Origin of the sequence: Alicycliphilus denitrificans K601, assembly GCF_000204645.1 — a bacterium.
GTDB lineage: Bacteria > Pseudomonadota > Gammaproteobacteria > Burkholderiales > Burkholderiaceae_C > Alicycliphilus > Alicycliphilus denitrificans.
The window spans coordinates 4,030,132-4,056,757 of sequence record NC_015422.1; the positions used below are offsets into that span (position 1 = coordinate 4,030,132).

The 26,626-nt window shown below is 69.4% G+C and carries 23 protein-coding genes and 1 pseudogene; 19 read left to right on the forward strand and 5 right to left on the reverse strand.

The window, feature by feature from the left end; translation table 11 throughout:
• Positions 1-26 precede the first annotated feature (26 nt).
• From ALIDE2_RS19205 to ALIDE2_RS19215, 3 genes are read left to right on the forward strand one after another with little or no spacing between them, the layout of a single operon-like run.
• Positions 27-1,100, forward strand: a complete 1,074-nt coding sequence (locus ALIDE2_RS19205) for a WD40/YVTN/BNR-like repeat-containing protein (RefSeq protein WP_013722940.1) — start codon at positions 27-29, stop codon at positions 1,098-1,100.
• 25 nt (positions 1,101-1,125) lie between these two features.
• Positions 1,126-3,606, forward strand: coding sequence for an efflux RND transporter permease subunit (locus ALIDE2_RS19210; protein ID WP_013722941.1), 2,481 nt, complete (start codon positions 1,126-1,128; stop codon positions 3,604-3,606).
• A gap of 45 nt (positions 3,607-3,651) precedes the next feature.
• Positions 3,652-4,662: a YeiH family protein gene (locus ALIDE2_RS19215; protein WP_013722942.1), complete on the forward strand. Its 1,011-nt coding sequence runs from the start codon at positions 3,652-3,654 to the stop codon at positions 4,660-4,662.
• Between the two features lie 51 nt (positions 4,663-4,713).
• Here the strand turns inward: ALIDE2_RS19215 and ALIDE2_RS25505 are convergent.
• A pseudogene (locus tag ALIDE2_RS25505) lies at positions 4,714-4,885 on the reverse strand (amidohydrolase); the annotation flags it as partial.
• On the opposite strand from ALIDE2_RS25505, the gene ALIDE2_RS25300 reads away from it, so the two are divergent.
• A complete protein-coding gene (locus tag ALIDE2_RS25300; RefSeq protein WP_081471103.1) occupies positions 4,814-5,050 on the forward strand; it encodes a hypothetical protein in 237 nt (78 codons plus the stop codon). The pseudogene ALIDE2_RS25505 and the gene ALIDE2_RS25300 sit on opposite strands and share 72 nt — an antisense overlap.
• Here the strand turns inward: ALIDE2_RS25300 and ALIDE2_RS19225 are convergent.
• Positions 5,016-5,525 carry a YqaA family protein gene (locus ALIDE2_RS19225; RefSeq protein ID WP_013722943.1) on the reverse strand — a complete coding sequence of 170 codons (510 nt, stop codon included), beginning with the start codon at positions 5,523-5,525 and terminating at the stop codon, positions 5,016-5,018. The genes ALIDE2_RS25300 and ALIDE2_RS19225 overlap by 35 nt on opposite strands.
• 148 nt (positions 5,526-5,673) lie before the next feature.
• On the opposite strand from ALIDE2_RS19225, the gene dusB reads away from it, so the two are divergent.
• The 3 genes from dusB (at position 5,674) to purH (ending at position 8,626) form a co-directional block, all read left to right on the forward strand.
• Positions 5,674-6,732: a tRNA dihydrouridine synthase DusB gene (gene dusB, locus ALIDE2_RS19230; protein ID WP_013722944.1), complete on the forward strand. Its 1,059-nt coding sequence runs from the start codon at positions 5,674-5,676 to the stop codon at positions 6,730-6,732.
• On the forward strand, positions 6,710-6,946 hold the full coding sequence (locus tag ALIDE2_RS19235) for a Fis family transcriptional regulator (RefSeq protein ID WP_013520435.1): 237 nt from the start codon (positions 6,710-6,712) through the stop codon (positions 6,944-6,946). The genes dusB and ALIDE2_RS19235 overlap by 23 nt, the downstream gene beginning before the upstream one ends.
• Before the next feature lie 75 nt (positions 6,947-7,021).
• Positions 7,022-8,626 carry a bifunctional phosphoribosylaminoimidazolecarboxamide formyltransferase/IMP cyclohydrolase gene (gene purH / locus ALIDE2_RS19240; RefSeq protein ID WP_193353149.1) on the forward strand — a complete coding sequence of 535 codons (1,605 nt, stop codon included), beginning with the start codon at positions 7,022-7,024 and terminating at the stop codon, positions 8,624-8,626.
• A 103-nt stretch (positions 8,627-8,729) separates the two neighbouring features.
• Here purH and hemL read toward each other — a convergent pair whose 3' ends face one another.
• Together hemL and thiD are read right to left on the reverse strand one after the other, a co-directional pair.
• Complete coding sequence (gene hemL / locus ALIDE2_RS19245; protein ID WP_013722946.1) at positions 8,730-10,034, reverse strand: glutamate-1-semialdehyde 2,1-aminomutase; 1,305 nt, start codon at positions 10,032-10,034, stop codon at positions 8,730-8,732.
• Positions 10,018-10,920, reverse strand: a complete 903-nt coding sequence (gene thiD, locus ALIDE2_RS19250) for a bifunctional hydroxymethylpyrimidine kinase/phosphomethylpyrimidine kinase (protein ID WP_013722947.1) — start codon at positions 10,918-10,920, stop codon at positions 10,018-10,020. The genes hemL and thiD overlap by 17 nt, the downstream gene beginning before the upstream one ends.
• Before the next feature lie 139 nt (positions 10,921-11,059).
• Here thiD and ALIDE2_RS24690 point away from each other — a divergent pair, with 139 nt between their 5' ends.
• The 12 genes from ALIDE2_RS24690 (at position 11,060) to ALIDE2_RS19305 (ending at position 25,519) form a co-directional block, all read left to right on the forward strand.
• Positions 11,060-11,233 carry a rubredoxin gene (locus ALIDE2_RS24690; RefSeq protein WP_013722948.1) on the forward strand — a complete coding sequence of 58 codons (174 nt, stop codon included), beginning with the start codon at positions 11,060-11,062 and terminating at the stop codon, positions 11,231-11,233.
• Between the two features lie 51 nt (positions 11,234-11,284).
• Positions 11,285-11,689, forward strand: coding sequence for a response regulator (locus tag ALIDE2_RS19255; RefSeq protein WP_013520430.1), 405 nt, complete (start codon positions 11,285-11,287; stop codon positions 11,687-11,689).
• Positions 11,689-12,054: a response regulator gene (locus ALIDE2_RS19260; protein WP_013520429.1), complete on the forward strand. Its 366-nt coding sequence runs from the start codon at positions 11,689-11,691 to the stop codon at positions 12,052-12,054. The genes ALIDE2_RS19255 and ALIDE2_RS19260 overlap by 1 nt, the downstream gene beginning before the upstream one ends.
• A gap of 16 nt (positions 12,055-12,070) precedes the next feature.
• Complete coding sequence (locus ALIDE2_RS19265) at positions 12,071-12,598, forward strand: chemotaxis protein CheW (RefSeq protein ID WP_013520428.1); 528 nt, start codon at positions 12,071-12,073, stop codon at positions 12,596-12,598.
• Between the two features lie 20 nt (positions 12,599-12,618).
• Complete coding sequence (locus ALIDE2_RS19270) at positions 12,619-14,883, forward strand: methyl-accepting chemotaxis protein (protein WP_013520427.1); 2,265 nt, start codon at positions 12,619-12,621, stop codon at positions 14,881-14,883.
• Positions 14,884-14,926: 43 nt separating this feature from the next.
• On the forward strand, positions 14,927-20,770 hold the full coding sequence (locus ALIDE2_RS19275) for a hybrid sensor histidine kinase/response regulator (protein ID WP_013722949.1): 5,844 nt from the start codon (positions 14,927-14,929) through the stop codon (positions 20,768-20,770).
• An 88-nt stretch (positions 20,771-20,858) separates the two neighbouring features.
• Complete coding sequence (locus tag ALIDE2_RS19280; protein WP_013722950.1) at positions 20,859-21,491, forward strand: YqgE/AlgH family protein; 633 nt, start codon at positions 20,859-20,861, stop codon at positions 21,489-21,491.
• Positions 21,488-21,907, forward strand: a complete 420-nt coding sequence (gene ruvX / locus ALIDE2_RS19285) for a Holliday junction resolvase RuvX (RefSeq protein WP_013722951.1) — start codon at positions 21,488-21,490, stop codon at positions 21,905-21,907. Before ALIDE2_RS19280 ends, ruvX begins: the two co-directional genes overlap by 4 nt.
• A complete protein-coding gene (gene pyrR / locus ALIDE2_RS19290) occupies positions 21,904-22,440 on the forward strand; it encodes a bifunctional pyr operon transcriptional regulator/uracil phosphoribosyltransferase PyrR (RefSeq protein WP_013520423.1) in 537 nt (178 codons plus the stop codon). Before ruvX ends, pyrR begins: the two co-directional genes overlap by 4 nt.
• 2 nt (positions 22,441-22,442) lie before the next feature.
• On the forward strand, positions 22,443-23,405 hold the full coding sequence (locus ALIDE2_RS19295; protein WP_013520422.1) for an aspartate carbamoyltransferase catalytic subunit: 963 nt from the start codon (positions 22,443-22,445) through the stop codon (positions 23,403-23,405).
• Positions 23,406-23,472: 67 nt separating this feature from the next.
• A complete protein-coding gene (locus ALIDE2_RS19300) occupies positions 23,473-24,768 on the forward strand; it encodes a dihydroorotase (protein ID WP_013722952.1) in 1,296 nt (431 codons plus the stop codon).
• Between the two features lie 10 nt (positions 24,769-24,778).
• The gene (locus ALIDE2_RS19305; RefSeq protein WP_013722953.1) at positions 24,779-25,519 is read left to right on the forward strand and encodes a lysophospholipid acyltransferase family protein; all 741 of its coding nucleotides are present in this window, start codon (positions 24,779-24,781) and stop codon (positions 25,517-25,519) included.
• A 2-nt stretch (positions 25,520-25,521) separates the two neighbouring features.
• Here the strand turns inward: ALIDE2_RS19305 and ALIDE2_RS19310 are convergent, their stop codons facing one another.
• Positions 25,522-26,586 (reverse strand): ABC transporter ATP-binding protein, encoded by a 1,065-nt coding sequence (locus ALIDE2_RS19310; protein WP_013520419.1) that lies wholly within the window; start codon positions 26,584-26,586, stop codon positions 25,522-25,524.
• Positions 26,587-26,626: the final 40 nt, after the last annotated feature.

Consider the following 26,626-nt stretch of genomic DNA (forward strand, 5'->3'; position numbering starts at 1 on the left):
CTTCCTCCGACGTGCAAGGTAGGCCAATGACTATTCCCAAGATTCTCCCCGTGCTGCTGGCCGCATCGCTGTGGATGCCGCTGGCCGGTCTGGCCGCCCCGTTCCAGGACGTTCTGGATACCCCGGCGCAGGCCAGCGCGCTGGCGGCCAAGAGCCCCATCAATGCGCTCGCCAGGGCCGGCGATCGGATCGTCGCCGTGGGCCAGCGCGGACACATTCTTTTTTCCGACGATGCGGGCAAGACGTGGCAGCAGGCTGCGGTTCCGGTGAGCTCCGATCTGGTGGCGGTGCATTTCCCGAGCGCGCAAAAAGGGTGGGCCGTCGGTCACGACGGGGTCATCCTGCACAGCCAGGACGCGGGGAAGACCTGGGTCAAGCAGCTCGACGGCCGGATGGCCGGGCAGCGCATGCCCGCCTACTACGCGCAGCTGGCTGCCAGTGGGGCGCTGGGGCCGGCGGATGAGTCCGCGAAGCTGCTGGACGAAGTGAATCGCATCGCCGGACAGGGGGCGGAAAACCCGTTCCTCGATGTCTGGTTCGCGGACGAGAAAACGGGCTTCGCCGTGGGGGCCTTCAATCTGATATTCAGGACCCAGGATGGCGGCCAGTCGTGGGAGCCATGGTTCCATCGCACGGTGAACCCGAATCGCCTGCACCTGTACGCCGTGCGCCAGATGGCGGCGGGGTGGTTCATCGTCGGCGAGCAGGGGCTGGTGCTCAAGCTCGATGCCGCCGGGAAGCGCTTCGAGGCGCTGGACACGGCGTACCGCGGGACGTTCTTCGGCGTGCTCGGGAGTGGCCCGGCGGTGGTCGTCTTCGGCCTGCGCGGCAATGCCTTCCGCAGTACCGATGCCGGCGCCCACTGGACCAAGGTCGAAACCGGCCTGCAGGACGGCGTGACCGCCGGCGCGGTGTGCCGCGATGGCAGCCTGGTATTGGCCAGCCAGTCCGGCCGCATCCTGAAGGGCGACAGCGGCGCTGAGCATTTCAGCACGCTCAAGCTGGCGCAACCGGTTCCGGCATCGGCGGTGTTGTGCGGCGATGGCGATGAAGTTCTGGTCGGCGGGGTGCGTGGCATACGCGCGCAAAAGCCCAACTAAGACAAGATCACAGGAGACTGCAGCAATGGCCGCCCCAACCGATCTGACGGACCGCATGCCGGTCGTCAAGACGCTCGATGAGTTCAACCGCAATTCCGGCACCCGGCTCGAGCGCATCATCTTCAACAACCGGTCGGCGGTACTGGTCGTTTGTGCCCTGATTACCCTGGTGCTGCTGTTCGGCGCCTTTTCCAAGCTGACCTTGAATGCCAGCTTCGAGAAGATGATTCCGCAGAGCCAGGACTACATCAAGAACTATCTCGACAACCGCAAGGAGCTGCGCGGGCTGGGGAACGTGCTGCGCATCGTCGTCGAGAACGTGGACGGCGACATCTTCGATCCGAAGTATCAGGAGACCCTGCGCAAGATCAACGACGAGCTGTTCCTGATGCCCGGCGTCGACCGGGCCTGGCTCAAGTCCCTGTGGACTCCGGCCGTGCGCTGGACCGAGGTCACGGAAGAGGGTTTCCAGGGCGGCCCGGTGATGCCCGAGTCCTACGACGGCTCACCCAAGGCGACCGAGCAGCTGCGGCTGAACATCGCCCGTTCGGGCATCGTGGGGCGCTTCGTCGGCAACGACTACAAGTCGAGCATGATCTTCGTGCCCCTGCTCGACCAGGACGCATCGACCGGCGAGAAGATCGACTACCGCGCCCTGTCGCACTCCCTCGAGCAAAACATCCGCGACCGCTTCGAGACCGCCGGTGCGCAAGGGGCCAAGCCCGCCGACGGAGCGCCGCGCATCCGCATCCACATGATCGGCTTCGCCAAGCTGGTCGGCGACCTGATCGACGGCATGACCCAGGTGATGGTGTATTTCGCCGTCGCCGCGCTCATCGCCATCGGCATCATCTTCGGCTACACCCGCTGCCTGCGCAGCACCACGCTGGTCATCGCCTGCTCGGTGATCGCGGTGATCTGGCAGCTGGGCCTGGTGGCGCTGCTCGGCTTCGAGCTCGATCCGTTTTCCATCCTGGTGCCCTTCCTGATCTTCGCCATCGGGGTTTCGCACGGGGCGCAGAAGATGAACGGCATCATGCAGGACATCGGCCGCGGCACGCATCGCCTGATCGCCGCCCGGTACACCTTCCGCCGCCTGTTCCTGGCCGGCATGACGGCCCTGCTGGCCGACGCCGTGGGTTTTGCCGTGCTCATGGTGATCGACATCCCGGTGATCAAGGACCTCGCGCTGACCGCCAGCATCGGGGTGGCCGTGCTCATCTTCACCAACCTGATCCTGCTGCCGGTGCTGCTTTCCTACACCGGCGTCAGCCCGAAGGCCGCCGCGCGCAGCCTGCAGGCGGAGCAGACCCCGTCCGGCCAGGGCGAGGCCGCCAGGTTCTGGATCTGGCTGGAACGCTTCACCGAGCGGCGCTGGGCGCTGGGCGCCGTGCTGGCGTCGGCGGTGATGGCGGTGGCCGGCTTCGCCGTCAGCCTGCACCTGAAGATCGGCGACCTGGAGGCCGGCGCCCCGGAACTGCGTGCCGATTCGCGCTACAACCGCGACAACGCCTACATCTCCGGCAATTACTCGCTGTCCAGCGACCAGTTCGCGGTCATCGTGAAGACGCCGGCGGAAGGCTGCCTGAACTACCAGACCCTGGTCGAGGCGGATCGCCTGGCGTGGAATCTGCAGCAGCTGCCCGGTGTGCAGACCACCGTGTTCCTGGGCAATGCCGTGCGCCAGATCACCGCGGGCTCGAACGAAGGCAGCCCGAAGTGGCTCACGCTGGCGCGCAACCAGGACATCCTGAACTACGGGGCGCAGCAGGCATCGGTGAACAACCCAGACCTGTTCAACAACGACTGCTCGGTGATGCCGGTCATCGCCTACCTGAGCGACCACCGCGCCGAAACGCTGAGCCGCGTGGTGGACGAGTCGGCACGCTTCGCCGGCGAACACTCGACCCCGGAGCGCCAGTTCCTGCTCGCTGCCGGCAATGCCGGCATCGAGGCGGCCACGAACATCGTCGTGCACCAGGCCAACCGGACGATGCTGCTGTACGTCTATGCCGCGGTGATCGTGCTGTGCTTCGTGACTTTCCGCAGCTGGCGCGCGGTGGTGGTGGCGGTGGTGCCGCTGGTGCTGACCTCGATCCTGTGCGAAGCCCTGATGGTCATGCTCGGCATCGGCGTCAAGGTCGCCACCCTGCCGGTGATCGCGCTCGGGGTGGGCATCGGCGTGGACTATGCGCTCTACCTGCTCAGCATCCAGCTCGCCCAGCAGCGCGCGGGGGCCTCGCTGGCGGTGGCCTACAAGCGCTCCATCCAGTTCACCGGCAAGGTCGTCGCCCTGGTCGGCGTGACCCTGGCCGCGGGGGTGGTCACCTGGGTCTGGTCGCCGATCAAGTTCCAGGCGGACATGGGCATCCTGCTGACCTTCATGTTCGTGTGGAACATGGTCGGGGCGCTGGTGCTGATTCCCGCGCTGTCCCACTTCCTGCTGGGCAGCCCGGCCAAGAGCGCGCGCTTCAGCCTGCCGTTCCTGGGCATGGCGCGGCGCTGACGCGTCCCGCCTGAAGCCGTAATCCCATAGGCAAGAACAAGAAAAATGTCCTCATTCCTTGCGCAGCGCATACCCCACTGGAAAGCCCTCTGGCCGGGCATCCTCACCGCCATCACCATCGCCATGGCGGCCACTTTCGTGGCCGACCAGCAGGGCGGGCCGCAGCTGCTGTACGCCCTGTTCTTCGGGATGGCGTTCAACTTCGCGGCCCAGGGCGAAAAGGTCAAGGCGGGCATCGAGTTCTCGTCGCGCCAGATCCTGCGCTTCGGCGTTGCCCTGCTCGGCGTGAGGATCACCTTCGAGCAGATCGCCTCGATCGGCAGCGTCTCCATCTACATGGTGATCGCCGGCGTCTTCCTGACCATTCTGTTCGGCGTGGCGCTGGGCAGGCTGCTGCAGCGGCCGGTGGCCGAAGGGGTGCTCACCGGCGGCGCCGTGGCCATCTGTGGCGCTTCGGCGGCGCTGGCGATTTCGGCCGTGCTGCCGAAAAACGAGGAAAACCAGCGCTTCACGCTGTTCACCGTGGTCGGCGTCACCGCCCTGTCGACGGTGGCGATGATCGCTTATCCGAGCATCGCCAGGTTCCTCGAACTCGGCCCCAGCGCCTCAGCGGTCTTCATTGGCGGCACGATCCACGACGTCGCGCAGGTGGTGGCGGCCGGCTACCTCATTTCCCCCGAAGTGGGCGATGCCGCGACCTTCGTCAAGCTGCTGCGCGTCGCCATGCTGCTTCCGGTGGTGGTGGTGCTGTCCCTGCTGTTTCGCAGCCAGGGCGGCGGGCAGGGGGCCAAGCCGCCGGTGCTGCCGCTGTTCCTGGCGGGCTTCGGGGTGCTGATCCTGATCAACAGCATGGGCTGGATACCCGGCCCGGTGGTGCACGCCTTCTCCGGCCTGTCGCGCTGGTGCCTGGTGGTGGCGATCGCCGCGCTCGGCGTCAAGACCTCGTTCCAGCAGCTCGCCGCGCTCGGCTGGCGCCCGGTGCTGATGCTCGTCGTGGACACCGTGTTCCTGGCCTGCCTGATCCTGGGCGGGCTCATGCTGCAGCATCAAACCTAGAAACGGCAGCGGCACGTCGGCTGGAATGGGGCACTCGCAGGGCTTGCCCTGGCGGCGCCGCAGCAGCTCGGCCTTGGCCTTGCCGAACACGATCTCGACCCGGCAGCCGGTCATCAGTCATCAGCGCGGTGCCGCGGGCCACGTTCTGCACGTGCTCGTACATCTCGGCGGCCTCGTGGTTGCGCGCGGCGCGAACGGAGTACCGCGCCTCGGCGCGCGTCTGCTGCCGTTCCTGATCGGCGGCGGGCTCGATGCCGTGTTCTGCCGCCAACCGGCGCTGCTGCCCACGTCCAGCATCGCCGTGCGCGACATCTTCGAGCGCGTGGAGCCGGCGCGGCTGCCGCGTAGCCGGCTCAGCCCACCAGGTACAGCAGGCCGGCGGTCATGACCAGGTAGCGGAAGAACTTGCCGATGGCCATGTACATCAGGCAGGGCCAGAACGGCAGGCGCAGCCACCCGGCCACGGCGCACAGCGGGTCACCCACCACGGGCAGCCAGGAGAGCAGGCAGGTCTTGGCGCCCCATCTGCGCAGCCACACCCGGGCGCGGCGCTCGGTGCGGCTGAGCGCGCGCGGGGGCTTGGCGTCGGGGGCTGCGGGCTGGCCGGCGCGACGGCGGCGGCGCGCCGCGTCCCAGGCCCGGTGGGCGCCCAGCCCCATCCACCAGCTTACGGCGCCGCCCAGCGCGTTGCCGGCCGTGGCCACGAGCACGGCCGGCCAGAACAGGTCGGGGTTGAGCTTGACCAGGCCGAACACCGCGGGCTCGGACCCCATCGGCAGCAGCGTGGCCGAGACGAAGGCCACCAGAAACACCGTGCTGAGACCGAACTGCGGCAAGGCCAGCAGGTCCAGCAGTTGTTGCATCCAGGTTTCCATAGCAGGGCTGCAAGTGTAGGGGCTCCGATGCCGGTGGCCGCCGGCCGGACGCGCCGCGTTTTCATTTGCTGAAATTTTGAGCAGGTAAAATCCTTCCCTTCGCCCGCCCTTCTCCCGCGCACACCCCCGGCTTTCCATGCACATCGGCCACATCCCTCTGGCGAACCGTTTGTTCGTCGCCCCCATGGCGGGGGTGACGGACCGGCCGTTTCGCCAGCTGTGCAAGCGCCTGGGCGCGGGCTATGCGGTCAGCGAGATGGTCACCTCGCGCAAGGACCTGTGGGCCAGCCTCAAGACCAGCCGCCGCGCCAACCACGAGGGCGAGCCGGGCCCGATCGCCGTGCAGATCGCCGGCACCGACGCGGCCATGATGGCCGAGGCGGCGGTCTACAACATCGACCGCGGAGCCCAGATCATCGACATCAACATGGGCTGCCCGGCCAAGAAGGTGTGCAACAAATGGGCGGGCTCGGCGCTGATGCAGAACGAGGCGCTGGCCGTGCAGATCGCCGAGGCCGTGGTGGCCGCATGCGCGCCGCGCGGCGTGCCCGTCACGCTCAAGATGCGCACGGGCTGGTGCCAGCGGCACAAGAATGCCGTGCAGCTGGCGCGCGCGTTCGAGGGCGTGGGCGTGCAGATGCTCACCGTGCACGGGCGCACGCGCGAGCAGGGATACAAGGGTCAGGCCGAGTACGACACCATCGCCGCCGTGAAGGCGCAGGTGGCAGTGCCCGTGGTGGCCAATGGCGACATCACCAGCCCCGAGAAGGCGCGCGCGGTGCTCGCCCACACGGGGGCCGACGCGGTCATGATCGGCCGCGCGGCCCAGGGCCGGCCGTGGATCTTCCGCGAGATCGGCCACTACCTCGCCACGGGCGAGCATCTGGCGCCGCCGCTGGTGGCCGAGGTGCGGCGCCTGCTGCTCGAACACCTGCAGGACCACTACGGTCTGTACGGGCAGGCCAGCGGCGTGCGCAGCGCGCGCAAGCACATCGCCTGGTACGTGCGCGACCTGCCGGGCGGCGAGGCCTTCAGACAACATATCAACACCATCGAGGACTGCGCGGCGCAGTGGCAGGCGGTGGCCGGTTTCTTCGACGCCCTGGGCGAGCGAATGGACCGGTTGCCGCCGGCGCGCGACGACGCGGACCCGCAGCAGAGGGAACGGATGCATGAGCAGGAACAACAGCATTGAGCAATGCGTGCGCGAAAGCCTGCAGAGCTACTTTCGCGACCTGGACGGCGAGGCGCCGGACGGCGTGTACGACATGGTCGTGCGCCTGGTGGAGAAGCCCCTGCTGGAAGTGGTGATGAGCCACGCCGACAACAACCAGTCCCGCGCCGCCGAATGGCTGGGGCTGAACCGCAATACCTTGCGCAAGAAGCTCGTGGAGCACAAGCTGCTCTGACGATGCTTCGGAAAACATAGCTCCAAGCGCTTGTCCAGAAAGCGCTAGGGCCCGATCTCAATCTAAACCATACCAATCGCCATGAACGCACTCATCTCCGTCTCCGACAAGACCGGCATCGTCGAATTCGCGCGCACGCTGCACGCGCTGGGCATCCGCCTGCTCTCCACGGGCGGCACCGCCCAGCTGCTGGCCAAGGAGGGCCTGCCCGTCACCGAGGTGGCCGAGGTCACGCAGTTCCCCGAGATGCTCGACGGACGCGTCAAGACCCTGCACCCCAAGGTGCACGGCGGGCTGCTCGCGCGCCGCGACGTGCCCGCGCACATGGCAGCTTTGAAGGAGCACGGCATCGACACCATCGACCTGCTGGTCGTGAACCTCTACCCGTTCGAGGCCACGGTGGCCAAGGCCGGCTGCACGCTGGCCGACGCCATCGAGAACATCGACATCGGCGGCCCCGCCATGGTGCGCAGCGCCGCCAAGAACTGGCAGGACGTGGGCGTGGTGACGAGCGCGGACCAGTACGAGGCCGTGCTGGCCGAGCTGAAGGCCGGCGGCAGGCTTTCCGACAAGCTGCGCTTCGCCCTGTCGGTGGCCGCGTTCAACCGCATCGCGCAGTACGACGGCGCGATCAGCGACTACCTCTCGTCGGTGAAGTTCGAGGAGGAAAAGCTCTCCGAGGCCTACGTGCCCGAGCGCAGCCTGTTCCCCGGCCAGAGCAATGGCCACTTCGTCAAGGTGCAGGACTTGCGCTACGGCGAGAACAGCCACCAGCAGGCCGCCTGGTACCGCGACCTGCACCCCGCGCCCGGCTCCATCGCCGCGGGCGTGCAACTGCAGGGCAAGGAGCTGTCGTACAACAACATCGCCGACGCCGACGCCGCCTGGGAATGCGTCAAGAGCTTCAAGCTGCCCGCATGCGTGATCGTCAAGCACGCCAATCCCTGCGGCGTGGCCGTGGGCACGAACGCGCTGGAGGCCTACGGCAAGGCCTTCCAGACCGACCCGACGAGCGCCTTCGGCGGCATCATCGCGCTCAACCGCGCGGTGGACGGCGCGGCCGCGCAGCAGATCTCCAAGCAGTTCGTCGAGGTGCTCATGGCGCCCGACTTCACGCCCGAGGCGCTCGACGTGTTCAAGGCCAAGGCCAACGTGCGCCTGATGAAGATCGCGTTGCCGCCCGGCGGCGACACGGCCTGGAAGCAGGGCCGCAACGCCATGGACGCCAAGCGCGTGGGTTCGGGCCTGCTGCTGCAGACGGCCGACAACCACGAGCTGGAGCTGCCCGACGTGAAGGTCGTGACCATCAAGCAGCCCACGCAGGAAGAGATGCAGGACCTGATGTTCGCCTGGAAGGTCGCCAAGTACGTCAAGAGCAACGCCATCGTGTTTTGCAAGGGCGGCATGACCATGGGCGTGGGCGCGGGCCAGATGAGCCGCCTGGACTCCGCGCGCATCGCCAGCATCAAGGCCCAGGCCGCGGGCCTGTCGCTGAAGAATACCGTGGTCGCGAGCGACGCCTTCTTCCCCTTCCGCGACGGCCTGGACGTGGTGGTCGATGCGGGCGCCACCTGCGTGGCCCAGCCCGGCGGCTCCATGCGCGACCAGGAGGTCATCGACGCGGCCAACGAGCGCGGCGTGGCCATGGTGTTCACGGGCGTGCGCCACTTCCGCCACTGACGCGCCACGGCACCAAAGAGAAAGGCCCCCGCGGGGGCCTTTCTTGTTGGGGCATTGAATCGGCCTCTAGCGCCCGCCCATCAAGCGCTGGAAGCAATGGTTTTCATAGTTTGCCGAACACCTCGCGCGCCAGCGCCACGGTGTCGGCAACGTCCTGCGCCGAGTGGGCCGCGCTCACGAAGCCCGCCTCGTACAGCGCCGGCGCGATGTACACGCCGCCATCGAGCAGGCCGTGGAACAGCCGGTTGAAGCGCGCGCCGTCGGTCGTGAGCACCTCGGGGTAGTTCTGCGGCAGCCGGGGCAGCAGGAAGAAGCCGAACATGCCGCCCTCGCTGTCGGCGCAGAAGTCCACGCCCGCGGCCTGGGCGGCGCCCGTCAGGCCATCGGTCAGCGCGCGCGTGCGCGCGGCCAGCGCCTCGTAGAAGCCGGGCCGAGCAATCTCGCGCAGCGTTGCCAGGCCGCAGGCCGTGGCCACCGGGTTGCCCGAGAGCGTGCCCGCCTGGTAGACCGGCCCCAGCGGCGCGAGCTGCTCCATGATGGCGCGTGGGCCCCCGAAGGCCGCGAGCGGCATGCCGCCGCCGATGACCTTGCCGAGCACCGTGAGATCGGGCCTGAAGCCGGGAATCTGCTGCGCGTACAGGCTTTGCGCGCCGCCGAGCGCCACGCGAAAGCCCGTCATCACCTCGTCGATGACCAGCAGCGCGCCGTGCTGCGTGCACAGCTCGCGCGCGCGGCGCATGAAGGGCACGCCGGCGCGCACGAAGTTCATGTTGCCCGCGATGGGCTCCATGATCACGCAGGCCACATCCTTGCCGTGCAGCGCGAAGGCCTCCTCGAGCTGCGCCACGTCGTTGTATTCGAGCACCAGCGTGTGCTGCACCACCTCGGGCGGCACGCCGGCGCTGGTCGCGTGGCCGAAGGTGGCCAGGCCCGAGCCGGCCTTGACCAGCAGCGAATCCGCATGGCCGTGGTAACAGCCGTTGAACTTGATGATCTTGGCCCGGCCCGTGGCGCCGCGCGCCAGGCGGATGGCGCTCATGCCCGCCTCGGTGCCCGAGCTGACCAGGCGGATCATCTCCATCGACGGCACGTGGCGGATGATCTCCTCGGCCAGCTCCACCTCGCGCTCGGTGGGGGCGCCGAAGGAAAAGCCCTCCAGCGCGGCCTTTTGCACGGCCTCCAGGACGGCAGGGTGGCCGTGGCCCAGGATCATGGGGCCCCAGGAGCCGATGTAGTCGATGTAGCGCCGGCCGTTGGCATCCCACATGTAGGCGCCCTGGGCGCGCTGGATGAAGCGGGGGGTGCCGCCCACGGCCCTGAAGGCGCGCACGGGCGAGTTCACGCCGCCCGGGATCAGCGCCTTGGCGCGTTCGAAGAGGGTCTGGTTGCTGTCAGTGCTGTGTGTCATGAGGTGGCATGTCGAAGCCCTGCGGACCGCTGGAGGGCTCGTCGTCATTGTCGTCTTCATCGTCGGGCTGGGCCCAGAACATGCGGTCGGGCAGCACATGGCCCATGCCGGGGCGAAAGCCGTGCTCCAGCGCGCCGTCGAGGTAGGTGAGCGCCTCTTTCGTGGCCTCGCCCAGGTCGCAGCCGCTGGCCACGAGGGCCGCGAGCGTCGCCGACAAGGTATCGCCCGCGCCGATGAAGCTGGCCTCGAAGCGCTCGAAGCGGCCGCTGCCGAGCACCGACTGGGCCGAGGCCAGCACGTTGTCGATGTGCTGGTCGGCCGCCGGAATGCCCGTCACCAGCAGGTAGGGAACGCCACTCTCCGACGCCGCCATGGCCAGGTCGCGCGGCGACGGCGCCCGCTCGCTGCTCCAGTCGGGCAGCAGCCAGCGCCACAGCGTGCTGTGGTTGCCCACCAGCACCGAGGCCTGGGGCAGCAGCAGTTCGCGGAAGGCGTCGTGGTACTGGTCGATGAGATCGTCGCGCCACCACGACAGGTCGGGCATGTAGGCGATCACGGGTATGTCGGCATAGTCGGTCGCTATCCCGGCGATGGCGCTCAGGTTCTCCGGGCTGCCCACGAAGCCGACCTTGATGGCCTGCACGGCCATGTCCTCGAGCACGGCGCGTGCCTGCTCGGAGACCATGTCGTCGTCGAATGGGTAGTGGTCGAAGATCTCGGCGCTGTCGCGCGCATAGGCGCCGGTCACCACGGGAACGGGATGCCCGCCGACCGAGGCCACGGCCGCGACGTCGCCCGCAAGCCCCCCCGCGCCGCTGGGGTCGTTGGCGTTGAAAACCATGACGCAGATGGCCGGCGCGACGGTGTCGTCATCATCCGCGGCCATGTCTGGGGTACCCGGTGATGAAGGAGTTGTGTGGTTTCATGGAAGGGCGCCAGCGTAACCGGTGGCACGAAAGCTGCGCTCCGCAGTCATGACTAGATACAATCGTTGCATTCTATGTGAAGGCCCCTTAAGCTGTGGCGTGACCGACCCACGAACTTGGATGTGCTTGATTTGCGGTTGGGTATGTGACGAGGCCGTGGGCTCGCCCGAACACGGCATTGCGCCCGACACCCGCTGGGCGGATGTCCCCGAGAGCTGGACATACCCCGAATGCGGGGCACGCAAAGAGGACTTCGAGATGGTCGAAATATGAGGCGCGGCCGCGGCCTGCGTTGTTTTTCGTTCCCTCAGGAGCAGTGAGAAATTGGCTACGACGACAACCGGTTCCACTTTCAAGGTCCTCGTGGTGGACGATAGCAACACCATCCGGCGCAGCGCCGAGATCTTCCTCAAGCAGGGCGGCCACGAGGTGCTGCTCGCGGACGACGGCTTCGACGCCCTGGCCAAGGTCAACGATTACCGGCCCCAGCTGATCTTCTGCGACATCCTGATGCCCAAGCTCGACGGCTATCAGACCTGCGCCATCATCAAGCGCAACGCCCGTTTCGCCGATACGCCGGTGGTCATGCTGTCGTCCAAGGACGGCGTCTTCGACAAGGCACGCGGCCGCATGGTCGGCTGCCAGGAATACCTCACCAAGCCATTCACCAAAGACCAGTTGCTGCAGGCCGTACAGCAATTCGGAAATGCGCAACAAGGAGCCATGTGATGCCGATCCGGAAAGTCCTGGTTGTGGACGACTCGAAAACGGAGTTGATGTACCTGACCGACTTGCTGCAGAAAAAAGGCATGCAGGTACGCACGGCCGAGAACGCCGAGGAAGCCTTTCGCCGCCTGACCGAGGAAAAGCCCGACCTGATCCTCATGGATGTCGTCATGCCCGGCCAGAACGGCTTCCAGCTGACGCGCACCATCACCCGCAACCCGGAGTACGCTGACGTGCCCATCATCATGTGCACGAGCAAGAGCCAGGAGACGGACCGCGTCTGGGGCATGCGCCAGGGCGCGCGCGGCTACATCACCAAGCCGGTCGATCCTGCGGAGCTGCAGGCCAAGATCGATGCGCTGAACTGAGGATGCCGCGTCTGCCATGGCCAATCGCGAAGCCCTGAAGGATTTCCAGGCGCGGCTTGCCGTGCGCCTGCAGGAGGCAAGGGACGAGGGCGTGTCCGTTTCGTCCTGGCTGGCGGTGGAGTCCGCCGGAGGGCATTTCCTCCTGCCGCTGGCGCAGTTGGGAGAGATCTTCCCGTGGGGCGGCGCGCAGTCCGTCCCCTATACCCAGTCCTGGTTCATGGGGGTGACCAGCCTGCGCGGCACGCTCACGGGCGTGGTGGACCTGGCGGGGCTGCTGGGCGCCGTACAGCCGCGTTCCGAGCAGGCGCTGCTCGAGTCCAGCGTGCTGGCCCTCAATGGCGCCCTGGAGGTGAACGCCGCGCTGCTCGTGGACCGGCTGGCGGGCCTGCGCGGCGTGCAGGCGTTCGTCGCGTCCGAGCCGTCCGCGCAAGGGTCGCCGGTGTATTTCGGCAGCGCCTATGTCGATGAGCAGGGTATGCGCTGGCAGGAGCTCGACCTGCAGGCACTGTCCCGGCACCCCGCGTTTCTCAGCATCAGCGCTTGATTTTTCTGTAAGGCTGCACCATGTCCGTCGTCAATCCCTTTGGAAAACTATTCCACCGCAAGCCCGCCGAACCGGATGCCGACCTGAACCCGTCCTACATGGCGGCGGACTCCATGATCGCCGGCCCGCTGTCGCAGGAATACCAGGCGGACGGCATGGGCAGTGCGCAGGGCGTGGGCGGGGTCTCGCAGTACTACGAGGAAGGGGCGTCCGAGGACGACCTAGTGGCCTTGCCCCTGCTGGGTAGCGCCACCGCGACCGCGCACCAGCGCCGCTTGCTGCTGCTGCTCGGCATCGGCCTGCTGGCGCTGGCGCTGGTCGCCGGCTGGGTGCTGCGGCAGGCCAACCGCTCTGCGCAGCAGCTGACGGCCACCGGCCAGTCGCTGATGCAGTCGCAGCGCCTGGCGAAGTCGGTAACGCAGGCCCTGGCGGGCAGCCCGCAGGCCTTTGCCGACGTGGCGGAGAGCTCCGGCGTGCTGGTGCGCAACGCGCGTGCGCTGCGCAACGGCGACGGCGAGCTGGACGTGCAGGCGCTGGGCGAGGCCTTCGGGCCCGACCTCGACGCCATCATGCCCCTGGTCGAGCGTGCCGAGCGCAATGCTGGCGCGGTGATGGGGCAGAAGAAGATCCTGACCCAGGTGGGCGATGCGCTGCGCACCATCAACAGCCAGTCGTCCGACCTGCTGGAGATCGCTGAAACCATCGCGTCGCTGAAGCTGCAGCACAACGCTCCCGCGGCCGACATCTCCGCCGCGGGCCAGCTCGTGATGCTGACGCAGCGCATCGGCAAGTCCGCCAACGAATTCCAGAGCTCCCAGGGGGGAAGCCCCGAGGCTGTGTTCCTGCTGGGCAAGGATCTGAATTCCTTCAAGGAGATCGCCCAGGGCATGCTCGACGGCAGCGCCGAGCTGCGGCTGACCACTACGCGCGACGCGCAGGTCCGAGAGCAGCTGCAGGCGCTGATCAAGCTCTTCGACCAGACCCGCACCCAGGCCGGCGCCATTCTGGGCAACCTGCAGGGGCTGGTGTCGGCGCGTGAGGCCCAGGCGGCCATCGTCGCCGACAGCGAGCCGCTGCGCCGCCAGCTGGAGGGCCTGCAGGGCAAGCTGTCCGCGCAGTCGGGCGTGGGCGCGGGACAGTTCGCGGCCCTGGTGGTCGCGGGCCTCTTCGTGCTGCTGTGCGGTGTGGGCATCGCCCGCGTGCAGCTGCTCGACAGCCGCAACCGCCAGAACGCCGCCGAGGCGCTGCAGCGCGACGCCCGGCGCCAGGAGCAGGAGGCCAAGCGCGTCAACGATGCCAACCAGGCCGCCATCCTGCGCCTCATGAACGAGCTGCAGTCGGTCGCCGAGGGGGACCTGACCCAGGAAGCTACGGTGACGGAGGACATCACGGGCGCCATCGCCGACTCGGTGAACTACACGGTGGAGGAGCTGCGCGTGCTCGTGGGCAGCGTGCAGAACACCGCGGCCCGGGTGGCGCAGACGACCGAACAGGTGGACAACACGTCCACGGAGCTGCTGGCGACGTCGTCAGAGCAGCTGCGCGAGATCCGCGAGACCGGCCGCTCGGTGCTGGACATGGCCGCGCGCATCAACGAAGTGTCCTCCCAGGCGCAGGAATCGGCCTCGGTGGCCCGCCAGTCGCTGCTGGCGGCGGACCAGGGCCTGCAGGCGGTGCAAAACGCCATCGGCGGCATGAACGCCATCCGCGACCAGATCCAGGACACCTCCAAGCGCATCAAGCGCCTGGGCGAGTCGTCGCAGGAGATCGGCGAAATCACCGAGCTGATTTCCGACATCACCGAGCAGACCAACGTGCTGGCCCTGAACGCCGCCATCCAGGCCGCGTCCGCCGGTGAGGCGGGCCGCGGCTTCTCGGTGGTGGCCGAGGAAGTGCAGCGCCTGGCCGAGCGCTCCGCCGATGCCACGCGCCAGATCTCCGCGCTGGTGAAGGCCATCCAGACCGATACCCAGGACGCCGTGGCTGCCATGGAGCGCTCCACGCAGGGCGTGGTGGAGGGGGCTCGCCTGTCCGACGGCGCCGGCACCGCCCTGACCGAGATCGACCGCGTGTCGCGCCGTCTGGCCGAGCTGATCGAGCAGATTTCCGTCTCGACATCGCGCGAGGCGGAGCTGGCCAACGGCGTGGCCGACAACATCCAGCACATCTTCGCGGTGACGGAACAGACCGGAGAAGGGACCCGCACGACAGCCCAGCAGGTGCGCGAGCTGTCCCACATGGCCGAGGAGCTGCGGCGGTCGGTGGCCCGGTTCAAGATCGCCTGACTTCCATCAACGAACTGGCTCGGCAGCAGCCGGGGACTAATCCATGTCATCTCTTGACGCCGTAATCACACCAGGCGCCGACGGGGCCCAGAACGAGCAAGACCTCGGGCCGCTGGCATGGGTGCTCGACGAGCTGCGCAAATCCTTGGATAGCGCCGTCAAGGCCATGCGCCGCTTCGTGCGCGATGCCGAAATCGCCCGCGAATCGGACCTGGCGGCCCTCGACGCGGGACCGCTGCGGATCGCGCGCCAGCAGTTGCACCAGGCCAGCGGGGCGCTGGAGATGGTGGGCATGGCGCCGCCGGCCCTGTTGCTGCGCGCCATGGAGAGTGCAGTGCAGCGCTTCGTGCAGCGCCCGGAGCTGTGCAGCGACGAGGCCGCGGCGACGATAGAGCGCGCCAGTTTTGCGCTGATCGAGTATCTGGAATGCGTGCTGGCCGGCAAGGCGGTGTCGCCGGTGGCCTTGTTTCCGCAATACCGGGATTCCCAGGCGCTCGCGGGGGCCGACCGCGTGCACCCGGCCGACCTGTGGCCGGTGGAGCGCCGCCCGCGCGAGATCGAGCTGGCGGCCGGGGTGGCGGAGCCCCTGGCCTATGGACCCGAGGCGCGGGCGCGCCTGGACTCTGCCGTGCTGCGCATCGTCAAGAATGCCGACCCGGCGGCGGCGGCCGACATGCGGACCGTCTGCCAGGGGTTCGCCGCGGCGCAGTCAAAGCCCGAGGTGCGCGCGTTCTGGGGCATCTGCGCCGGGTTTTTCGAGGCCCTGGCGCAGGGTGCGCTCAAACCGGACGTCTATGCCAAGCGCGTGGCATCGCGCGTGCTGATGCAGTATGCGACCCTGGCCAAGGGCGACGACGGCATCGGCGAACGCCTGGTGCAGGACCTGCTGTTTTTTTGCGCCCAGGCCGCCGCGGATGCGGCCAGGATGCCTGCCCTGCAGGCTGTGCGCGAGGCCTTCGGCCTGCAGGGCCACCGGCCGGTGGACTATGACCAGCCGCGCTTCGGCCGGTTCGATCCGGCCGTCCTGGCGCAGGCGCGCAAGCGCATCGCCGCGGCCACGGAAACCTGGTCGGCCCTGGCCGGCGGCGACCGCAACAAGCTCAAGCCCGCGGCGGACCAATTCAGCCTGGTGTGCGACTCGCTGCGCAAGCTCCACCCCGACAGCGACAGCCTGGCGCAGTCCCTGACGCGCGCCATGGACGCCACGCTGCGCTCGGGCGAGCCCCCGTCGGCGGCGCTGGCCATGGAGGTCGCCACCGCCGTCCTGTACCTGCAGGCGTCGCTCGAAGAGCTCGACGGCGCCGGGGACGCCATGGCGCAGCGGGCCACGCGCTTGGCCGAACGCCTGGACGGCGTAGTTGCGGGCGGGGAATCCCAGCCCCTGGAGCCGTGGATGGAGGAGCTGTACCGCCGTGTCAGCGACCACCAGACCATGGGCAGCGTGGTGGGCGAGTTGCGCGCCACCCTGTCGGAAGCCGAAAAGTCCATGGACCAGTATTTCCGCCAGCTGGAGAACCCAGAGGTCCTGCGTTCCGTGCCCGGCAGCCTGCAGCAGATGCGGGGCGTGCTGTCAGTGCTGGGCCTGGACCAGGCGTCGCTGGCGGTGGTGCGCATGCGCGACATGGTGGAGCGCCTGCTGATCGACGCGGTTGCCGAGGGCGAGCGCCAGCAGGTCTTCGAGAAGCTGGGCAACAGCATGGGCGCGCTGGGCTTTCTGGTGGACATGCTGAGCTACCAGCGTGCCATGGCGCGCAAGCTCTTCGTCTATGACGAGGAGCTCGGCGAGCTGCGGATCCTCATGGGGCGCGTGCGCGCGCCCGAGGCCGCCGGGGCCGAGGGCCAGGCAGAACCCCCGCTGGCAGATCTGGCGTCCCCGGAGGCCGAGGCGGGCGTACAGGCCGTGGAACTGCCGCCCGAGCCCGCAGTGCCCGAACCGCCTGCCGCGCCCGCACTGGAGCTGCCCACCCCCGCGGCTGCGTCAGCGCCCGTGGCGTCCGATGCCGACGACGGGCAGGAGCTCCTGGACATCTTCCTCGAAGAGGCGCGCGAAGTGGTCGCCGCCGGCCAGGCAGCCATCGATGCGCTGCACGCCGAACCCGGCGACCTGAGCGAGCAGACCACGCTGCGCCGGGCGTTCCACACGCTCAAGGGCAGCTCGCGGATGGTTGGTTTGAGCGAATTCGGCGAAGCCGCCTGGTCGATGGAGCAGGTGCTCAATGCCTGGCTGGCCGAGCAAAAGCCCATGCAGGCGCCGCTGCTGCAGCTGTCCGCCGATGCGCTGCAGGCATTCGCCCGCTGGGCGGACGACATTGCTGCCGGCACGGCCGATCACTGGCAGGTCCAGGCCTTCCGCGCAGCGGCCGATGCCATGCGCCAGGACGGCACGCTCGTGCCATTGGCCGCACCCACCGCGGCGCAGCCGCTCGCCGAGGAGGAGGCTGGCGTCGCGCCGGATGCGCCGATCGACGCCGCCATGCCCGGCGAATTGCCACGGGAGCAGCCGCCCGCCGCGGCCGGGCCGCAGGCCATTGCCCAGGCACCCGAAGACGCAGCCATATCAAGTTTCGACCTGCTGCTGCCCGACGCCGAAGACGCGCCGCAACAGGATTTCGCGGACACCTGCATCGACGCCTACGACCCCGGGCGCGACGCGCAGGCGCCCGCACCCGCACCGGATCTGGCCGAAGAGGTGGACTTCGCGCTTTTCGAGCAGGCCATGCAGGTCGGCGCCGATGTCCAGGAGTCGCCCGCGCAGGAGCCTGCCGGGGTGGCTGCAGAAGAGGCCTTGGCGGACGACCAGCCGCAGGCCCCGCCCGCGCATGCCTTCGACATCGAACAGGCCGAGGCTGCGCCCATTGCAGAGCCCGACGAGCCCGCGGCGGAGCCGGCCTTCGAGCCATCGCCCGCATGGGCTGATGCGGCCGGGAGCGTGGAGCCCGACGTGCCGTCGCCGGCGGACGAGGCGGTCAAGGTCATCGAGCACCTGCGCATCGGCATCCCGCTGTACAACGTCTATCTCAACGAGGCCGACGAATGGTCGCGCCGCCTGTGTACGTCGCTGCAGGAATGGTCGCTGGAACTGCATCAGCCGCTGCCGGACACGGCCGTGGCGCTGGCGCACTCGCTGGCCGGCAGTTCGGCGACCGTGGGCTTCACCGCCCTGTCGGGCATGGCGCGCACGCTGGAGCACGCCCTGCAGCACGTGCAATTGCTGCCGCACGGCCTGCCCGAGCACGCCCAGGTCTTCAATGCGGCGGCCGACGACATCCGCCGGCTGCTGCACCAGTTCGCGGCGGGCTTCCTCAAGGAGCCCAATGCCCTGGTGCTGGAGCGCCTGCAGGCGCTGCTGCTGATCGAGGTGAGCAGCAGCGGCAGGGTGCCCCTGGAGGAATCCGCGGGCGAGGAGGCGGACGCAGGGACTGCGGCGGAGCAGGGCGCGCTGGGCAGCATCCTCGAACGCGAGCTGCAGGTCGACGAGGCCATCGCCCGCGCCGTGGCGGCCTCGGTGGATATCGACGACGACATCGATGCGCTCGACATCATCGACCCCGACCTTTTCCCCATCTTCGAGGAAGAGGCGCTGGAGCTGCTGCCCGCGCTGGGAACCGCGCTGCGCCAATGGTCGGCGCGCCCGGAGAACCTGGGCGCACGCAACGAACTGCTGCGTGCCCTGCACACCTTGAAGGGCAGCGCGCGCCTGGCCGGCGCCATGCGGCTGGGCGAGCTGGCCCACCGCATGGAAACGGCCGTGGAGCAGATCGGCGCCGATGGCGTCACCGCGGCCGACATCGAGCCCCTGCTGTCGAGCTTCGACGCCCTGCAGGCCGGTTTCGACGCCTTGCGCACCATCGGCGCGCAGCCGCTGCCCGGGCCCGTGACCGTGGAGCCGCCGCCGGCGGCGCCCGCTGCCTCCACGGCCGCGGCGCCGGCCGCCGCCGCGCCGGGCCAGGGCAGGGCGCCGGTGGCCGCGCCGCTTGCCTGGGCTGCCCCTGCGGGCTCCTCGCCCATGCCCCCGCGCGTGGCGGGCGGGCAGTCGGTGCGCGTGCGCGCGCAGCTGCTCGACCGCCTGGTGAACCAGGCGGGCGAGGTGGTGATCGCGCGCTCGCGCCTGGATGCGCGCATGTCGCAGATGCGGGCCTCGCTTGGCGACCTGACGGACAACCTGGAGCGCCTGCGCCAGCAGCTGCGCGATATCGAGGTGCAGGCCGAGTCCCAGATGCAGTCGCGCCTGGCGCTGTCCAAGGATTCGGCGGCGGGCTTCGACCCGCTGGAGTTCGACCGTTTCACGCGCGTCCAGGAGCTCACGCGCATGATGGCCGAGTCGGTGAACGACGTGGCCACGGTACAGCGCAACATGCAGCGCGCCCTGGAGGGCGCCGAGGACGACCTGGTGGCCCAGGGGCGCCAGGCGCGCGAACTGCAGCGCGACCTGCTGCACACCCGCATGGTGGAGTTCGAGGGCATCTCCGAGCGCCTCTACGCCGTGGTGCGCCAGGTGAGCAAGGAAACCGGCAAGCAGATCAAGCTCGACATTTCCGGCGGCTCCATCGAAATGGACCGCGGCGTGCTCGACCGCATGACGCCGGCCTTCGAGCACCTGCTGCGCAACTGCGCGGGCCACGGGATCGAGGCCCCCGAGGTGCGCACGGCCGCGGGCAAGCCCGCGGTGGGCACCATCACCATTGCCCTGCGCCACGAGGGCAACGATGTGTCGGTCGAGTTCCGCGACGACGGCGCCGGCCTGGACATCGCCCGCATCCGCGCCAAGGCCGTGGCCCAGGGGCTGGCCCCCGCGGACGCGCAGCTCTCCGATGCCGAAGCGGCCAACCTGATCTTCCTGCCGGGCCTCTCCACGGCCACTGAGGTCACGGGCCTGTCTGGCCGCGGCATCGGCATGGACGTGGTGCGCTCCGAGGTCCACGCCCTCGGGGGTCGCATCGAGACCTGGACCGAGGCCGGCAAGGGCAGTGCCTTCCGCATGGTGCTGCCGCTCACGACCGCCGTCACGCAGGTGGTCATGCTGCGTGCCGGCGGGCTGACGCTGGGCGTTCCGGCCAGCCTGGTGGAGATCGTGCGCCGCGGCTCCGCCGCCGAGCTGGAAGCCGCCTACGCCACGCACGCGTTCTCCGACGGGCAGGAGAACCTGCCCTTCTATTGGGCCGGCGCGCTGCTGCAATCGTCCGCATGCAGCACCGAGGCGGCGGGCAAGTATCGGCCCGTGCTCATCCTGCGCAGCGCCGCGCAGCGCATCGCCGTGCACGTCGACGAGGTGCTGGGCAACCAGGAAGTGGTGGTCAAGAACCTGGGGCCGCAGCTGTCGCGCCTGCCGGGGCTGACGGGCATGTCCGTGCTCGCCTCGGGCGCCGTGGTGCTGATCTACAACCCCGTGGCCCTGGCAACGGTGTATGGCGACCAGGCGCGCGCCGCCATGCGCGCGCCTGCCGCCGTCCAGCCCGAGGCGGGCGTGCCGGCGCAGGCGCCCGCGGCGCAGGACCACCAGGTGCCGCTGGTCCTGGTGGTGGACGACTCCATCACGGTGCGCCGCGTCACCCAGCGCCTGCTGCAGCGCGAGGGCTACCGCGTGGCCCTGGCGGCCGACGGGCTGCAGGCGCTCGAGCGGCTGCAGCAGGAGCGCCCGGCCGTGGTGCTGTCCGACATCGAGATGCCGCGCATGGACGGGTTCGACCTGGCGCGCAACATCCGCGGCGATGCGGCGCTGCGCGACCTGCCCATCATCATGATCACCTCGCGCATCGCGCAGAAGCACCGCGACCACGCGGCCCAGTTGGGTGTGAACCACTATCTGGGAAAACCCTATTCCGACGAGGAGCTCATGAGCCTGGTGCGCCACTACGCCCGGCTGGCGGCGCCCATGGAAAACGCCTGACAACAGGTGTCAGAGGTACGCGCCTGGCCCGGCCGGCTTGCCGCCCGCCGGGCCATTTGACTTGCCGGCTTGGCCGTAAAATCGCGGCATGCCTGCCCCGCCCGCGCCCATGAATCTGACGCACCATTTCCTGATCGCCATGCCGGGCATGGAGGATGCGTCCTTTGCGCGCAGCGTGGTCTACCTGTGCGAGCACAACGAGCGCGGCGCCCTGGGCCTGATCATCAACAAGCCCACGGACATCAGCCTGGCAGGGCTGTTCGAGAAGGTGGACCTGACCCTGGGGCGCGAGGACCTCACGCGCCAGCCCGTGTTCCTGGGCGGGCCCGTGCAGACCGAGCGCGGCTTCGTGCTGCACGACCCCGTGCGCGGCACGCCCGAGGGTGCGCCCCGCGAAGGCGAGGGCGAGGGAGGGGGAGGGGACGAATCCCCCTACGCCTCCACGATGAGCATTCCCGGCGGCCTGGAGATGACCACCTCCAAGGACGTGCTGGAGGCGCTGTCGCACGGCGCGGGCCCGCGGCGCGTGCTCGTGACCCTGGGCTACTCGGCCTGGGGCGAGGGCCAGCTCGAATCCGAGCTGGCCGAGAACAGCTGGCTCACGGTGGATGCCGATGCCTCCATCATCTTCGACACCCCCGTGGACGAGCGCTACGAGCGCGCCCTGGGGCTGCTGGGCCTGCAGTCGTGGATGCTGTCGCGCGACGCGGGGCACGCATGACATGCCCCGCCGCCGCCGTTCCCGCGCATTTCCAATCCTTTCTCGCCTTCGATTTCGGGCTCAAGCGCACGGGCGTCGCCGTGGGCACGCGCATGCTGCGCACGGCCACGCCGCAGGGCACGATCCGCGCCGAGGGTGATGCGCGCTTCGCCGCGGTGGCCGAGCGCATCCGCGAATGGCAGCCCGATGCCCTGGTGGTGGGCGTGCCCTGCCACCCGGACGGGGCGCCGCACGAGAACACGGCCCGGGCCCTGAAGTTCTCGCGCCAGCTGCGCGGGCGCTTCGGCCTGCAGGTCTTCGAGGTGGACGAGCGCTACAGCACCACCGAGGCCCTGGCCGCCGGCGCGGGCGATGCCGATGCCGATGCGGCGTCGGCCTGCATCATCCTGGAACAGTTTTTGAGGAATCTGCCATGAGTTCTGCTCCCTCCGCGGCGCCGGGCGCCGTACGCCAGGGCCATCTGGCGCTGGACGCCGAGGCGCTCTACGCCGAGCTGCTGCGCGGCGTGCGCGCGCTGCGCGGGCCCCATACCCACCTGGCGGGCATCGCCTCGGGCGGCGCCTGGCTGGCAGAGCGGCTGCAGCGCGACCTGGGCCTGGCCGGCCAAGCGGGCGTGCTGTCGTCGGCCATGCACCGCGACGACTTCGCCCAGCGCGGCCTGGCTAGCAGCGCGCAGACGGCGCTGCCGTTCGACGTGAACGGGGCCGACATCCTGCTGCTCGACGACGTGCTCTACACCGGCCGCACGATCCGCGCCGTGATCAACGAGCTGTTCGACTACGGCCGCCCGGCCTGCGTGCGCCTGGCGGTGCTCGTGGACCGTGGCGGGCGCGAACTGCCCATACAGGCCGACTTCGCCGCGGCGCGCGTGCTGCTGCCGCACACGCAGCTGCTGTCGCTGGCCCGCGCCGAGGGCGGCGCATTCCATTTCGACGTCAAAGAGGTCTGACGGTGCTGTACAAGCGCAACCCCCAACTCAACAAGAACGGCGAGCTGATCCACCTGCTCTCGATCGAGGGCCTGCCCAGGGAGATCGTCACGCACATCCTGGACACGGCCGCCAACTTCACCAGCGTCAACGACCGCGAGGTCAAGAAGGTGCCGCTGCTGCGCGGCAAGAGCGTGTTCAACCTGTTCTTCGAGAACAGCACGCGCACGCGCACCACCTTCGACATCGCGGCCAAGCGCCTGTCGGCCGACGTGTTCAACCTGGACATCGCGCGCTCCTCGACGGCCAAGGGCGAGACCCTGCTGGACACCATCGACAACCTGACCGCCATGGCGGCCGACATCTTCGTCGTGCGCCACAGCGAGTCGGGCGCGCCCTACCTCATCGCCCAGCACGTGGGCCCGCACGTGCACGTGGTCAACGCCGGCGACGGCCGCCACTCGCACCCCACGCAGGGCCTGCTGGATATGTACACCATCCGCCACTACAAGAAGGACTTCTCCAACCTCACGGTGGCCATCGTGGGCGATGTGCTGCACTCGCGCGTGGCGCGCTCGGACATCCACGGCCTGACCACGCTGGGCGCGGCCGAGGTGCGCGTGGTGGGCCCGCGCACGCTGGTGCCGGCCGACATGGCGCAGATGGGCGTGCGCGTGTTCCACAACCTGGAGGAGGGCATCAAGGACTGCGACGTGGTCATCATGCTGCGCCTGCAGAACGAGCGCATGAGCGGCGCGCTGCTGCCGTCGAGCCAGGAATACTTCAAGAGCTTCGGCCTCACGCCCGAGAAGCTGCTGCACGCCAAGCCCGACGCCATCGTCATGCACCCGGGCCCGATCAACCGCGGCGTGGAGATCGACTCCGCCGTGGTGGACGGCCCGCAGGCCGTGATCCTGCCGCAGGTCACCTTCGGCATCGCTGTGCGCATGGCGGTCATGTCCATCGTGGCGGGGAACGAGGCTTGAATGCTGCTATTTTCATAGCTTATAGCGCTTGATGGGCGGGCGCTAGAGGCTAATTTGACTTGAAAAAATGAAGATACTCATCCAGAACGGTCGGGTGATCGACCCGGCCAGCGGGCTCGACAAGGTATGCAACGTGGCCCTGGCAGCGGGCCGCATCATCGCGGTGGACCGTGAGCCCAAGGACTTCACGCCCAGCCGCGTGATCGACGCCGGCGGCTGCCTCGTGCTGCCCGGTCTGGTGGACCTGGCGGCGCGCCTGCGCGAGCCCGGCCACGAGCACGAGCGCATGCTGGAATCCGAAATGGCCGCCGCCGTCGCGGGCGGCGTGACCAGCCTGGTCTGCCCGCCCGACACCGACCCGGTGCTCGACGAGCAGGGCCTCGTCGAGATGCTCAAGTTCCGCGCCGAGAAGCTGCACCAGGCGCGCCTGTTCCCGCTGGGCGCGCTCACGCGCGGCCTGGCCGGCGAGGTGCTGACCGAGATGGCCGAGCTCACCGAATCGGGCTGCGTGGGCTTCAGCCAGGCCGACGTGGCGCTGGCCAGCACCCAGGTGCTGCAGCGCGCGCTGCAGTACGCCGCCACCTACGGCTACACCGTGTGGCTGCGCCCGCAGGAACTGCACCTGGGCAAGGGCGTGGCCGCCAGCGGCCCGCTGGCCACCCGCATGGGCCTGTCGGGCATTCCGGTGGCGGCCGAGACCATCGCCCTGCACACCATCTTCGAGCTGCTCAAGGCCGCGGGCGGACGCGTGCACCTGTGCCGCCTCTCCAGCAGCGCGGGGGTGGAGCTGGTGCGCCAGGCCAAGGCCGAGGGACTCGCGGTCAGCTGCGACGTGAGCATCAACTCCCTCATGCTCACCGACGTGGACATCGGCTACTTCGACAGTCGCGCGCGCCTCACCCCGCCGCTGCGCCAGCAGCGCGACCGTGATGCGCTGGCGGCGGCCCTGGCGGACGGCACCATCGACGCCCTCGTCTCCGACCACACGCCCGTGGACGAGGACGCCAAGGCCCTGCCCTTCGCAGAGGCCGAGCCCGGCGCCACCGGGCTGGAGCTGCTGCTGTCCATCGCCCTGAAATGGTCGCGTGACGGCGGCGTGCCGCTGGCGCGCGCGCTGGCCACGGTGACCAGCGAGCCGGCGCGCGTGCTGGGCAGCGCCCTGGGCACGCTGCAGGCCAGCGTGGGCCGCATCGTCGAGGGCGGCGTGGGCGACCTGTGCGTGGTCGATCCCGACGCGCACTGGACCGTGCAGGCCGACGCGCTGGCCAGCCAGGGCAAGCACACGCCGTTCTCGTCCTACGAGCTGCCGGGCCGCGTGCGCTGCACCCTGGTTGGCGGCCAGGTCGCCTTCGAGCGCGGCTGAACGCCGATCCATGCTGCGAGTCCTGCGCGCCTGCTGGCGCGTGCCGCGCATGCTGCTGCACGCCCTGCTGGGCCTGTGGGTCGTGGCGCTGCGCTTCCCGCGCCTGGCCGAGGAGCAGCAGCAGGCGCGTGTGCAGGCCTGGGCCCTGGGCCTGCTGCGCTGCGCAGGCGTCACGCTGGAGCTGCACGGCCGGCCGCCGCGCACGGGGCCGGTGCTGCTCGTGGCCAACCACCTCTCGTGGCTCGACATCCCCGTGATGCACGCGGCGCGCTATTGCCGCTTCATCAGCAAGTCCGACGTGCAGGACTGGCCCATCGTGGGCACGTTGGCCACGGCCGCGGGCACGCTCTACATCCAGCGCGAATCGCGCCGCGACGCGCTGCGCATGGTGGCCAGCATGCACGAGGCCCTGCTGCGCGGCGAGGTGCTGGCCGTGTTCCCCGAAGGCACGACGGGCGACGGGCGCGAGCTGCTGCCCTTCCATGCCAACCTGCTGCAGGCCGCGCTGGCCGCCGACGTGCCCGTGCAGCCCGTGGGCCTGCGCTTCGTCGATGGCCAGAGCGGCGCCACGAGCTTCGCCCCCAGCTTCGTCGGCGACGAAAGCCTTCTGGGCTCCATTTGGCGGACGCTATCGGCCCCGGGCATCACCGCCGTGGTGCACTTCGGCACGCCCGAGCGCGCGCAGGGGCGCGACCGGCGCGCTTGGGGCCAGGCGCTGCACGCGGCGGTGGACGAGCTCAGGCGGCGCTGAACTCACCCGCGCGGGAAGGTCACCACATGGTCCACCTGCGGGCGGATGCCGATCCAGTCGCCCATGGCGTGGTCGTGGTGGCTGGGCACGTGGGCCATCACGGTGAGGCCGCCTTCCAGCTCCAGCGTGTAGAGGAACTCCGAGCCGCGAAAGGCCTTGCGCACGATGCGCGCGCGCACGGGCGCGGCGTCGTCGTGCACCACGTCGTCGGCGCGCAGCAGCACATCGCACTCGCCGCGCGGGTAGCTCGAGGGCAGCAGGCAGCCGTCGATGTCCGTGAGGTCGCCCAGGGCCGTGCGGGCCACCACGTGGCTGCCCTGCTGCACCAGCGTGGCGGGTGCGAACACGCCGTGGCCGATGAAGTCGGCCACGAAGCGCGTGGCCGGGCGGTGGTAGAGCGCGTAGGCGTCGTCCCACTGGTGCAGGCGGCCGCTCTCCAGCACGCCGATGCGGTCGCCGATGGCGAAGGCCTCCAGCTGGTCGTGCGTGACGAACAGCGCCGTGGCGTTCGCGGTCTTGAGGATGCCGCGCACCTCGTGCGCCAGGCGCTCGCGCAGGTCCACGTCGAGGTTGGAGAACGGCTCGTCCAGCAGCATCAGCCGCGGGCGCGGCGCCAGCGCGCGCGCCAGGGCCACGCGCTGCTGCTGCCCGCCCGATAGCTCGTGCGGAAAGCGCGCCTCGCTGCCCGCCAGGCCCACCAGGTCCAGGGCCTCGCGCACGCGCTGGGCCTGCTCGCCGCGCGGCAGGTCGTGAATGCCGAAGGCCACGTTGCGCCCCACGGTGAGGTGCGGGAACAGCGCGTAGTCCTGGAACACCATGCCGATGCGCCGCTGCTCGGGCAGCACGCTGCGGCCGGGCGCTCCCACCACCTCGCCGCCCAGGCGTATGCTGCCGCCCGCGACGTCCTCCAGGCCCGCCACGGCGCGCAGCAGCGTGGTCTTGCCGCAGCCCGAGGGGCCGATCAGCACACCGATCTCGCCCGCCGCCAGCCCCAGGGTCACGCCCTGCACGGCGGCCTGTGGGCGGTTGGCGTAGCGTACTTCCAGCTGAGAGACTTCGAGAAACATGGGAGGATTCTAGAAGCCGGTTGCGTAGAATCATTCCGAT